Consider the following 12103-nt stretch of genomic DNA (forward strand, 5'->3'; position numbering starts at 1 on the left):
TTTTTTTGTTTCAACTATTTAGTCGTTTTTATTTTGTTATAAAGCTGATGCATTTTTATTTATATTTAACGTGAAATTAATATAATATTCACTCGGCCTTATTTGCCAAACAGATCAATCCACAATAAATTGATACCCCACGCCCTTCAAGGTAATGATCTGCACCCGTTCATCCTCCTTCAAGTAATCCCGCAAGCGGGTAATGTACACATCCAGGTTGCGGGAGTTGAAGAAAGAATCGTCCCCCCAAATCTGTTGCATGATGACTTTGCGCTCAACCGTGAAGTTGCGGTGATCGGAAAGAATTTTGAGCAATTCCGCTTCGCGGTGCGACAATTTGCGCACTTTTAATTGAAAACGCAGTTCGTATTTGCGCAAATCAAATTGGTACTGCCCCAATTCGATGACCCCATTAGATTCAACGGGAGCTTCGGGACTGGATTGACCGCTCAAATTCAGCAAATTGTGGATCCTCGCAATGAGTTCCTCCATGCTGAAGGGCTTGCGGATATAATCATTGCCACCTGAATTGAAGCCTTTGAGTACGTCTTCGGTTTGGGTTTTGGCGGTGAGGAAAATGATGGGTAAAGTGGGGAAGTTTTTGCGGATTTCTTGCCCCAAGTCATATCCATCGCGGTTGGGCAGCATCACATCCAGCAAACAAATATCGGGCACAAAATTCTCAAAAATCGCCATGACCTCGGCACCATCGCCGACCATCTGGACTTCAAATCCCCGACTTTCAAGACTTTCCTGGACGATTTTTCCCAAAAAAAGTTCGTCTTCTACGTACAGTACTTTTGTAACCACTACACCTTATTTATTATGCCTTGGCAAAAATACCGTAAAACGGGTTCCTTTGTCCACTTCACTGTCCAGGATGATTTGCCCTTTGTGTTGCTGAATCACCCCCGCCACATAACTCAAGCCCAATCCGTATCCCTTTACGTTGTGGGTATCGCCATGCGGTACCCGAAAGAATTGATCAAAAACCTTGCCTTGGTACTCTTTGGGAATGCCAATGCCACGATCCTGGACACTCAGGGTGAGGGTACCATTGTGTTCGGCCAGAGATATGTCGATCTTGGGTTCTTTTTTGCTGTATTTCAGCGCATTGTCCAAAAGGTTGTACACTACATTGGTGAGGTGAATGGGATCAGCCTCAATCTGAAAATCTTCTCCTTCGGTGCTGAAATTGACCACAGCCTTGTTTTTTTCAAATTGCAGACTGAGCGATTCCAATATTTTTTGGATAACGGTTTTTAAGTTAAAAGTCTCGGTTTGAATCTGCAAAGTTTGACTCTCAAACATCGACATTTTCAATACCCGATCCACCAACATCGACAGCCGTTGCATCTCGTGCTGGGAGATGTCGATGTATTCCCTGGTGCGTTGCGGATTGTTGAGCGCATTGAAATCTTTCAGGGCTTCCAGCGCCACACTCACTGTGGCAATCGGCGTTTTGAGCTCATGCGTTATGTTGCTGATGAAATCGTTTTTCAGGCGGGTCAATTGTTGTTGCTGGCGCAAACTTCTAAAAATCAGGCCAAACGACAAACCCGTAAACAGCAACAAAAACAGCCCAAAAATCATTTGAGGAGTCATTCGCTTGAGCAAAAACCAATGGTAATCGTTGATGCTCAACTTATAAAACTGAATAGGAGGGATACTGGCCGGGGCAAAATGAATGATGCTATCGCTGGGCATTTCTTCAGGCAAGGAATCGATTTTGCTCAAGGAAAAAGAAAGGGGAAGTTCAGACTTGAGCAACTGGCTATGGTATTTGGCCGCAAGGGCATGCTGGGGAATGCTGTCGTCGGCCAGTTCAAAAATGGCATTCGCTCCTTTTGGCAATTTACTGAGTGCCAATCCAATTCCTCTACGCATTCCAAATGACCTGCGCATGCGGTCATCATTGGGTTTGCGCTTCATAAAAAAGTTGATCGGTCGTTTTTCTGGAAAGGTGTCGCGGTGAATAAACGTAACGCTGTCCATGCGAACCACCAGGGTTGTACTGGATTTTTGAGCAGAATGACGAGCCCGAAAATTTGGTAAAAATGCATTTTGAAGGGAATCTCCATCCCCGTCGGTAAATACAATCCGCTTTTGGATGATCGAATCCTGCAAATCGCGAACCGTCTGAATGAACACGTTCTCAGATTGATGGCGCAGCAAATTCTCCTGTTCCTGGTAAACCTTGCTCAGCCAGTAAATTTGAAAAACGGCCAACAGCAACAAGCTGCCCGTCATCAAAGCGCGGTATAAGGTATTGTTCTTGTACAAATCGGTTGATTTGAATAAACTTTATGAATAGACTTTATGAACTGGCTACGTGTTGGCACAAAGTTAATTCAAAGGATCAGGCGGCGCACCTGCCATTAACCATTATTAACGTTAAATCAAGGAACGTTAACTTGGGGACTGAGCGAGAAGCGCTTAGTTTTGTATAAAAAATGGAATTACCCATGAGAAACTTGTTTATGTTGTGTTTTGGGTTGTTGTCCCTGGCCTTATCGGCACAAAACAACGAAGGTACCATTGTGTACAAGCAGACGGTTTTTATGCGCCGTGAAGTTCAAGCCAATGCACCTGCAGGCATGGATCAAAACATGATCCGCAACATTCCCGAATCTTCGGTTACCGAATTTCAACTGAATTTTACGCCTACCACTTCTTTTTACAAGGAGCTTGCCTCCAAAGTAGATGAAGAAGGAGGCCAACCTGGCGGTGGTGGGATGCGCATGATGATGCGCCGGTTCAATCCACCTGTTTACCGCGACCTGGCCAACAACCGGCAGGTAGAGGAGGCGGATTTGTTTGGCAAGCCATTCCTGGTCGATGATGTGCTCCCTACCCGGGCATGGAAAGTGACGGGTCAGCAGAAAAAAGTGCTGGATTATCCCTGCATCTCAGCCACTTTTACCGACAGCCTGATGGGACGGGCACGCGTCGTCACTGCCTGGTTTGCACCTACCATCCCGGTAGCCATCGGCCCACAAAGCTACGGCGGTTTACCCGGCATGATCCTCGAAGTTGAATTTGATGGTGGCCGCAGCATAGTTACCGCATCAGAGGTGAAATTTCAAAAGCCAGCAGAGGGAAGCATCAAAGTTCCTGAAAAAGGCAAGAAGGTTTCTCGCGCCGAATACCAGAAAATTCAGGCTGAAAAAATGAAAGAAATGCGGGAATCCGGCATGTTTCAAGGTCGCCAAGGTGGTGGCCCTGGTGGTCCTGGAACGCAGATTATCATCCGCAACTAATAAAGTAGGCTGTCTCAGAACCTATATACTGAGACAGCCTGTATTTAAAATCCAGACCGACTGTCGTAATTGTTTTTCTGATAAGGAATCTTGATAAAGTCCAATGAACCAGGTTTGACCTGAATGTTCAAGACATAAGTTCCGCGCTGGGGTTGCCAGTTGAAGGCCAATTGCCAGCAATGCAGATCGCGGGTAAAACCAATGGAAGGGTAGGAGAGCCCTTTGTTGACAAAGTCATATCCAATATTGCCTACCGATACCCCCCAATTCTTGGTCAATTCGATATTCCCCTGTGCGTTGACGGAGTTGGTGCCCATTTTAAAAACTGCTTTTCCGGTAGACTGCGCTTGCCAATAAAAATCCAGGTTGTGCGAGATGCTGAAGTTTTCAAACAAACTCAGGAAATCTTGCTCATCTGCCTCCTTGGGTTGTGGCTGATTGCGCACATCGGTCACTACCTCCTGTTTGGCGCCCTGAAACATTTCGCGAATTTTCTGCACCGTCAGGTCGGTCACAAAAGAAAACCGCGCCGTCTCCATGCGGGGAATGATTTTCCCCTCCTGCCACACCGTCCGATTGTAGCGTATGCCCTCTGCATTCTTTAGGTAAGGATCCAGACTCATGAAAAAGCCCATGGTGGTAATGCCTTTAAAAAAGCGGGCTGTGGTGCTCATGCTGATCTGACTCCATTTCAAGGAGTCGGCAGCAAAGTTGTAGTTTCCACCAATGACCAGGTTGTCGATGAGTTTGATCTTCTTTTCCATAGAATCTCCTTTGGAGTAGGCTTTGGCCTGGAAAATGTTGTTCAAACTGTAGCCAACTGCCATTTGCCTCCCGCTCGGATTGGGCGTGCCGTACACGGCGATGTTGTCAAAACGCGAATAAATCTGCTTGCGCAAAGGAAAACGCGAATCGTACTGCACACTGTCAAAATAATTCAGCGCAGGATTCAGGTAATTGGGCGAATAGTTGAAGGAAAGATTGGGACGCATTTCCCAACGTACCGCTCTTACCGGAGTGAGCTTGCCCGTTTTTAAGGTAAAAAACACCCGGGTATTCAAACTGACGCCTGCTGAAAATTGCCGGAAAGAAGAGAATCCCGACAAGGTATCTGTGTTCACCGTACCGAAGAGGGTATCGTAGCGGTATACTTTTTTAGCGAGGTCAAAAGGATCCTGGATAGAATCTCTTTTGGTGACTTTGAGGGTTCTGTCAAAATTCTTGGCGATCGACTTCAACTGCCAAACTTCGTTGTAGGTAATATTGGGGTTGACGTTGATGTATTTCAGCAATTTGAAAGAAGTGTTGACATCCAGGTTGTGCCTTGCACCAGTGACAGCATCCTTCCACATTTTTTGGGTAAAAAGCGTGGTGTCTGTCGCTACAAAACTGCTGCGGCCTTCTCCAGCGTAGCGCAAGGCAATGGTTTCGTACCATTTGTCGTTGCTGACCTTCTTTTTGAAGGGGTACAAGGTCTGGGTCTGAAACTGTACGTTGGGGAAGTTGATGGTGGCCTTGCGGTTGTTCAGGTTTTGACTGTGGTTGAAGGAAGCACTCAAACTATAAGGCTTCCCTGGCCAGTTTTTGGTAAAATTCAGGTTGGAGTACAACTGCGAGTTCAATACATTGTAGGCATCGTTGAACACCCGACTCTGGTTGCGGTTGCCCTGAATGTTGAGGTTGCCCCCAAAGCGGGCGCTGGGGTGGGCCGCCGCTTCCTGATTATGGCTAAACTGGATGCCAAAACTTTTGGTGCGGCCATATTTGCCTGTTTTTAGGTCTTCGCGTACCTGTGAGTCAAAGCGCAAGGTAATGTTCTCCGAAAATTTGTAGCGCTTGCGGTAATCCGCTTGGACAGATAGACCATAAGTGCCTTTAAAATAGATGTTGCTGCGCAATGCCAGATTCAAGTGATCTCCTACCGGAAAATACCAACCGATGTCCCGCAAACCGAAGCCCCAGGATTCAGAATATTCATAATCGCGCGGAAACAACAAACCAGTACTTCTGCCTTTTTTTAGTGGAAAAAACCCAAACGGCAACCAGATGGGGGTAGGCACGCCCATGATTTCTATTTGAGATGGCCCTACAATGGCCAGTTTATCCGGAATAATTTTTTGCTTGGTACTGCGGATTCCGAAGTGGGGATGCTCTGCTGAACAGGTGGTAAACAGCAACTTTTGCCCAAAAATGATGTTGTTGGGTTTCGAAGTATCTTTCTTTTCCTCCGAAATGAGTTTCATCCGCGAGCCATGCACAAACAAATCATTCTGTTTGGTGCGCACATCATACACCATGCCTTTGCGGGTTTTGAAATTGTACCGCATGCGCTTGGCCGTAAAAACCTGATCCCCATCCTTGAATTCGGGCACGCCAATCATTTTACCGGTTAGGGTATCTTCCCGCAATTCGGCTGCTACCAGGTTGTTGGCCCAATCCAATTCAATAAATGCCGCATTTAAGCTGATGTCCCCGTATTTGATGAAGGCTTTTCCGTACAAGTAGATTTTTTTAGCTATGTTGTCCAATACCATTGAATCGGTTGCGTTGTATTCAACCGGAGCATCCAGGGAGTCGTTGGAAAAGCGAATTGTTTTTGATTTAAACCCAAAAGTATCGGCCAGTGCAACCGGAACCGTATCTGCAACGTTTAGGCTATCAGGCAATTTTGGATAAGGATCCTGAGCCATCAGGGGCATTGCGCCCAGGCATAGCATCAAAATACCCCATACACTTCTTGCTTTCCAAAAATGAAAATTGTTATTTTGCATTGCATTCATAATCAAACCCCTTACTCTAAACACAGACCCACAAACCATGATAAAAGTGATTGTTCTTTTCCAAACGAAACTCATCCTCATCCTGTCCACTGCGTTGCTTGGCTTTAACGTTTCCTTAGCAACCACTGTTTTTGAGCCGGGCAAAGTTATACAAAGCGAACGAAACGCAGCCCCCATCCCACGAATAAATTCGTTGGTTGCTGCGTCGGATAAACCCTACCAAATCAAAACAGTAGTCATTGACGCGGGACACGGTGGCCACGACCCAGGTTGTCATGGAGCGAGTGCGCATGAAAAAAACATCACCCTGGCCATTGCCAAAAGACTGGGCGAATTGTTGCGGAGTCGTTTCCCCGAAATCAACGTCATCCTTACCCGCGATCACGACGTATTTATTCCCTTGTACGAACGGGCTGAAATTGCCAATCGCAACAACGCTGACTTGTTTATCTCCATCCACTGCAATTCCATGCCTGGCAACAACAGTGGAACTTATGGTACCGAAACCTACGTCATGGGTCTGCACACCGCTCAATATAATCTTGAGGTGGCAAAACGCGAAAACGCTGCCATCTTGTTGGAAGATAATTACCAAAAAAACTACGACTACGATCCCAACTCCCCAGAAGGCCACATCATGATCAGCATGTTTCAAAACGCGTATTTGAAGCAAAGTCTGCAATTTGCCGAACTGGTGGAAAGTAAACTAAATCTTCAAGCCAAACGCAAAACCAGGGGAGTAAAACAGGCTGGTTTTGTGGTACTTAAAGCTACCGCCATGCCCAGTGTTTTGGTGGAAACTGGTTTCCTTAGCAATGCCAGCGAAGAACAATTCCTGAGTGGAAATTATGGCCAGGAGCAAGTGGCCGGAGCCATGTTGGAGGCTTTTGCGCAGTACAAAAGCAGTGCGGAAGTACCCGATTTTCGCTCTGAAGGACAATACGACACTGAACCAGGAAAGGCCATTGTGGCCAGTGCCAACGATAAACCAGTTGCTTATTCTTATGGCTCAGGTGCATCCAACAAACGCGTGGAAAATTCAAGCAACAATCAAGCAGGAGAATTGGCCAGGTCCAAAGAAATTCCAGCTCCCGAACGCGCCAATGCACCGGGTTCAAATGAGACAAACCCTGCTCGATATGGCCCTGTACCTCCTGGCGTCAATGCGCCCCGGTACAACCCTGGAACGCAGGCCGCTCCTCAAACCAATCTTCCTTCATCCAAAGTGAACGATTTAAGCTATGCGTTCAAAATCCAATTGGCAGCAGGCCCGATCGCTCCGAACCCAGCAGAGCTGAAATGGAAAACTTTTCCGTATCCGCTGGAAGTTTCGCAGGAAGACAACCTGTATAAAGTACGGACTGCCGCTTTTACGGATTACCAGCAAGCCAATCTGGCCCGCAACCGCAGTAAGGAGTTGGGTTTTGCAGATGCATTTATCATCGCGTTGAAAGATGGCAAACGCATTTCCTTGCCCGATGCAAAAAAAGCTTTAGGTATACCTTAGAGTAACGTCGATTAAATAGGAATTCCCCTAAACTTTTATTTATCTTTGCGCCTTGGTAGTGGGGCAAAAATAAGTGTTCATTTTTCTCGAGCCAGAGGATTAGATAAGACACTTGAAATGAACCGTTTACTTATCTAATCCTCTGGCAAAATGAACACTTATTTTTTTATCGCCCGACCTAAAATTAAAAATTTCATGTCAAACGAAATTAAAATTGCCCTTTTGGCGATAGTCGCGATTGTCCTTTCAATTTGGGGCATCAAGTTCATCAAAGGGAAAAATATCTTGACCCGTTCTAATCTTTACTACGTAGAATATGAAGATGCCTTGAGCATCCAGACTTCATCTGCGGTGGTAATCCAGGGGGTCAGTGTTGGTTTTGTTTCGGGGGTAAAACTCCTGGAAGGCGCTGACAAAGTCTTGGTTACCCTCGACTTGAACAAAGACTTACAAATACCCAAAGGTACCCGTGCAGAGATTTTTGCCAATGGTTTTATGGGTACCAAAAACATACGCTTGCATTTTCCTCCGGTGGATCAGCGGCAGGAAATGCTCAAGTCTGGTTCGTACCTGATTCCGGGCTCCGTGGGCTTCTTGGGCGCCAATATCCCGCAGGAAGAACTCAAGCAATACATGAAAATCATCCAGGAAGGACTCAAAGGAGTGATCGATACGCTCAACAGCAGTTTGACCGACAACAACAATCCCAATAGCCCCGTTAAAAAAAGCTTGAAAAACCTGGAACTGACCCTGGCCAACCTGCAATCGGCCACTGCTGCCGCCGACCGGATGCTGGCCAGCTCTTCTGGCAACATCAACGGCTCGCTCAAAAACCTGAATGAAATCACCCAAAGTTTGGCCAGTAGCAAGGCAAAAATTGGCAACATCATCGACAATGCCGACAAATTCAGCGGTCAACTTAATCAAATGGACCTGAAAAAGACCATGACCGAAGTGGATCAAACCATAGCTGGATTAAAAAATACCCTCGGTAAAGCGGATCAGGCCCTCAATTCCGTAGGTGGCTTGGTGACGGATATGCAAGCAGGCAAAGGCACGCTGGGAAGATTGTTGAAAAGTGACAGCTTGTACAACGAGATCTCCAAATTTAGCAACAGCGCCGATTCGCTGAGCAAAGACTTAAAAAAACGGCCTTACCGCTACATTCCGCTAAAAGGCCGCAAGCGGGTGCTGCGGTATGATAAGCAGGATGCGGTGAAGCAATAGCGAAGAGTAACGCTTTTTAGCATGAAAAATGAGGATACTTGCAGGCGCAGGTATCCTCATTTTTGTTGTGTGTGGCGCTTTCAACGCTCCATCCGAAAGACGGTCCACATGGGCGTACGGGCTTGCCAATTGTTTACATTAAACTGTAGTATCCAGTTGGGAAAACCGGTATAGACGCGCCGGAGCGGCAGATTCTCCAATTCGGGGGGCAATTGGAGGTTTTGATTGAAAATCAAATCACCCTTCCTCAACAAAAAGGCGCTGCTATCCCGCAAATCTTTCCACTGTGCTACTGGCCGAACCGTCAGATCAGGCAGCTCGTAGTAGCTGAAACGCAAATTTTGGTAATAAAAAGGTCCTTTATCCAGGGTGTACAAACGCACTGGCCCCGTCTCCTTGACATAATGATGAAAAAAATGATAGGTTCCTACAACCTTGTGTGCAGGAAGCAGGCAAATAATTAGCAAAATCACGAGATTGATACCCACCAAAAAATTGCGTAGATATTTATAAGCCTTCCAGTCTTGGATTTTAAGGTGCCAGGCATCCCAACCTTGTACCATCAGGAACAATGCCGGAAAAGCCATTGGAAACAAAAAGCGAATTTCTTTGTGGCCAACTATGGTATGCACCAGTAAAAAAGGCAATAACATCCACGTAAAAATGTGCCGAGGCTTATGCCGAATGCCGGCGATCAGCAATAGCAACAAGGCTACACTCAATGGTGGGATGGCCTTTATTAAATATTCTGGCACATAATACCACCATGGTGAAACTCCAAATTCACGGGCTACCCCCTCTTGTATATTGACCTTGTAATACAGCCAGGGAGTAAAAACGGTACTTTCGTAAAACCAACAATCGAGCGCAAAGCCAATGGCAACCGCTGATAATCCACCAAATATCCAGGCCGCCAGTTGCTGCCACTGGATGCGCTTTTCAAACAGCAGCCAGGCACCAACTCCTATTACGGCAAAAGCAATCTGAAAACGAAAAAGGAAGGCCAAGCCCATCAAAAAGCCACTAAGTCCTAATTGAACCGCGGTACTGGTGATTTCTTTTCGCTTTATTTGCAACAAAATCAAAGTGCCAGCCAATAGGCTCAATGCAGACCAGGTCTCTGATGAAAACCGTACGCTGATATAAGGCATGTACCATAGAAAAACTGACAACCTAAATAGAAGGCGCCGACCAAAAATCTCCTGTTCAAAATCTCCTGCCAATTGTTTGCAGAGCAGCCAATACAGCCACAGGCAAAGTACTGCACTCAATACACGCAGGAAAAACATCTGATCAAAAACATTGATTGCCAAATTGTTTGCAATCCGGATCCAGGCCATGGCCAAAATGGGTTGTAAGCTGGGTCTTATTTTTTTTCCAAGTTCCCATGGCGAATCGCTTGCAGGAATATTGCCTAATTTATAATTGGCGAATTCTATAATTTGAAAATGCTCATCTAAATGGTGGTAGCCCTCATTGTTCCAGGCCACGAGTAAATACAAAATGAGTCCAAATCCAAACAGGGTTTTTTCGGAGCGCTGCATTTTTATTTTTTTGTAAAAATTCGAGTAGAGAAGAGAAGCCAAGCACCACTTTGAAAAAGTGACATAAACTTAATAAATTTGAATCAAAAGCAAAAGGCTCAAGTTTATTCGCTGGATTCAGTTTGTCGGATACCATCAAATGCTAAAAACACCGAAACTAAAAATTGAATCTCTTGTTGTTCAATTAACTATTCTCATTACCTACAATCAATTAAACCATGATTAAATGCTGTGTTCTAACCTGTACGGCTTTGCTCCTCATCAGCACGCCTCCTTTATTTGCCCAAAAAGCCCTGGTTTTGCAAAGTGCTAAGGTAGAATACAAAATCAAAAATGCTGGGATCAACACAACTGGGCATTTCGGAAAAGTGGCCGCTGACATAATCTTTGATGCCAACAACCTGGAAAAGAGCAAAATTTCCGCCACGGTACAAGTCGGTTCACTAAATTCGGGCATTGGCCTGCGCGATAAGCACCTGAAAGGCGAAGCTTATTTCAATGCTGAAAAATACCCGGCAATATCCTTGATCTCCACCAAAATCACCAAAACCGATAGCGGCTATTTGGGCACTTTCAATCTAAACATCAAAGCCGTTACGCAATTCATACAGTTGCCTTTCACGGTGACACAAAATGGCAATATTCTGGATTTTCAAACCAATGAATTTAGCATCGATCGCCTAACTTACGGTGTTGGTAAATCCAGCATTACGCTCAGCAACACGGTAAACATCTCTATTAAAGCCACCTTTTCAATGTAAGCCTATGCTTGATCTGGATACCTTGAAACTCCTAAGATTTCCTTTTTCCATTCTCTTAATGCCCGTTTTTTTGTTGGCCTTCAGCCAAGTCCATTCCCCTTATTCCTGGTTGGATGTATTGTATCCTTTTTTGATCATCCATCTCTTGGTCTATCCCGCCAGCAATGGCTACAACAGTTACATCGATCGGGATGAAGGCAGCATTGGCGGACTGGAAAAACCGCCGATGCCCACCATAAAGTTGTTTTACGTCACTTTGGTAATGGATTTTACGGCACTTTTGCTCGCTGTTCTTTTGGTTAATGTGGCTTTTTCCTTGTGTTTGCTGCTTTACATCATGGCATCGCGGGCTTATAGCTCCCGGCAAATTCGCTTGAAAAAATACCCCATTCTAGGATTTCTGGTCGTAACCTTGTTTCAGGGCGGGTTTACGTTTTACATGTCCTATTTGGGAATCACCAAACAAGTGATGGAGTTAAACTCCACTACCATTTGGGTATTGGCAGCCTGCTCGCTACAAATCGCAGGCGTATACCCCCTAACCCAGATTTATCAACACCAGCAAGATTTGGATGACGGCGTGGTCACCATCAGCTACAAACTGGGACATAGGGGGACGTTTATTTTTTCGGCATTGATGTTTGCTGCTTGCAATCTTTGCTATTACCTGTATTTCAGCAAAACCAATCAGTTAGGCGATTTTTTGGTCATTCAAGCCTTTTTTGCTCCCATTGCGGTCTTTTTTGGGTACTGGTTTGTCCAGGTTTTGAAAAATACCGCCAATGCCAATTTCCGCCACACCATGTTGATGAATGTCATTGCCGCGCTTTCGATGAATGCGTGTTTTATGGTTTTATTGTTAAAAAACTGAGCCCATGAGTTACCTCCAAAACATTGCTACTGCCGTTCCTGAATATGGGTACGAACAAGAAGTATTGACCACCTTTTACACCAACTCCACCGAAGATGTGGCTGTGAAGCGAAAAGTGAAAATCCTGGATGCCAAGTCGGGGACTTCCACCCG

At 45.6% G+C, this 12103-nt stretch carries 9 protein-coding genes; 5 read left to right on the top strand and 4 right to left on the bottom strand.

Annotated features, from left to right (window positions below; all coding sequences use genetic code 11):
* Nucleotides 1-114: 114 nt before the first annotated feature.
* Together ABW391_RS03915 and ABW391_RS03920 are read right to left on the bottom strand one after the other, a co-directional pair.
* Nucleotides 115-810, bottom strand: a complete 696-nt coding sequence (locus ABW391_RS03915) for a response regulator transcription factor (RefSeq protein WP_353480521.1) — start codon at nucleotides 808-810, stop codon at nucleotides 115-117.
* A gap of 6 nt (nucleotides 811-816) precedes the next feature.
* On the bottom strand, nucleotides 817-2283 hold the full coding sequence (locus ABW391_RS03920; protein ID WP_353480522.1) for a sensor histidine kinase: 1467 nt from the start codon (nucleotides 2281-2283) through the stop codon (nucleotides 817-819).
* A gap of 182 nt (nucleotides 2284-2465) precedes the next feature.
* Here ABW391_RS03920 and ABW391_RS03925 point away from each other — a divergent pair, with 182 nt between their 5' ends.
* Nucleotides 2466-3260, top strand: a complete 795-nt coding sequence (locus ABW391_RS03925; RefSeq protein ID WP_353480523.1) for a GLPGLI family protein — start codon at nucleotides 2466-2468, stop codon at nucleotides 3258-3260.
* Nucleotides 3261-3304: 44 nt separating this feature from the next.
* Here ABW391_RS03925 and ABW391_RS03930 read toward each other — a convergent pair whose 3' ends face one another.
* Nucleotides 3305-6031 (bottom strand): putative LPS assembly protein LptD, encoded by a 2727-nt coding sequence (locus tag ABW391_RS03930; protein WP_353480524.1) that lies wholly within the window; start codon nucleotides 6029-6031, stop codon nucleotides 3305-3307.
* 46 nt (nucleotides 6032-6077) lie between these two features.
* Here ABW391_RS03930 and ABW391_RS03935 point away from each other — a divergent pair, with 46 nt between their 5' ends.
* Together ABW391_RS03935 and ABW391_RS03940 are read left to right on the top strand one after the other, a co-directional pair.
* Nucleotides 6078-7547, top strand: coding sequence for an N-acetylmuramoyl-L-alanine amidase family protein (locus tag ABW391_RS03935; RefSeq protein WP_353480525.1), 1470 nt, complete (start codon nucleotides 6078-6080; stop codon nucleotides 7545-7547).
* A 195-nt stretch (nucleotides 7548-7742) separates the two neighbouring features.
* A complete protein-coding gene (locus ABW391_RS03940) occupies nucleotides 7743-8774 on the top strand; it encodes an MlaD family protein (protein ID WP_353480526.1) in 1032 nt (343 codons plus the stop codon).
* An 80-nt stretch (nucleotides 8775-8854) separates the two neighbouring features.
* Here the strand turns inward: ABW391_RS03940 and ABW391_RS03945 are convergent, their stop codons facing one another.
* Complete coding sequence (locus ABW391_RS03945) at nucleotides 8855-10318, bottom strand: glycosyltransferase family protein (protein ID WP_353480527.1); 1464 nt, start codon at nucleotides 10316-10318, stop codon at nucleotides 8855-8857.
* Nucleotides 10319-10536: 218 nt separating this feature from the next.
* On the opposite strand from ABW391_RS03945, the gene ABW391_RS03950 reads away from it, so the two are divergent.
* Both ABW391_RS03950 and ABW391_RS03955 read left to right on the top strand, forming a co-directional pair.
* Entirely contained in the window at nucleotides 10537-11079 is a 543-nt protein-coding gene (locus ABW391_RS03950; protein ID WP_353480528.1) for a YceI family protein, read from the top strand.
* Nucleotides 11080-11083: 4 nt separating this feature from the next.
* Nucleotides 11084-11950, top strand: a complete 867-nt coding sequence (locus ABW391_RS03955) for a UbiA family prenyltransferase (protein ID WP_353480529.1) — start codon at nucleotides 11084-11086, stop codon at nucleotides 11948-11950.
* Nucleotides 11951-12103 lie beyond the last annotated feature (153 nt).

Origin of the sequence: Haliscomenobacter sp. (assembly GCF_040403615.1) — a bacterium.
Classification (GTDB): domain Bacteria; phylum Bacteroidota; class Bacteroidia; order Chitinophagales; family Saprospiraceae; genus Haliscomenobacter.

Bases quoted from the DNA above. Each gene is read 5' to 3' on its own strand.
- ABW391_RS03930 (WP_353480524.1), bottom strand. From the start codon at position 6,031: ATGCAAAATAACAATTTTCATTTTTGGAAAGCAAGAAGTGTATGGGGT.
- ABW391_RS03925 (WP_353480523.1), top strand. From the start codon at position 2,466: ATGAGAAACTTGTTTATGTTGTGTTTTGGGTTGTTGTCCCTGGCCTTA.
- ABW391_RS03935 (WP_353480525.1), top strand. From the start codon at position 6,078: ATGATAAAAGTGATTGTTCTTTTCCAAACGAAACTCATCCTCATCCTG.
- ABW391_RS03955 (WP_353480529.1), top strand. From the start codon at position 11,084: ATGCTTGATCTGGATACCTTGAAACTCCTAAGATTTCCTTTTTCCATT.
- ABW391_RS03945 (WP_353480527.1), bottom strand. From the start codon at position 10,318: ATGCAGCGCTCCGAAAAAACCCTGTTTGGATTTGGACTCATTTTGTAT.
- ABW391_RS03940 (WP_353480526.1), top strand. From the start codon at position 7,743: ATGTCAAACGAAATTAAAATTGCCCTTTTGGCGATAGTCGCGATTGTC.
- ABW391_RS03950 (WP_353480528.1), top strand. From the start codon at position 10,537: ATGATTAAATGCTGTGTTCTAACCTGTACGGCTTTGCTCCTCATCAGC.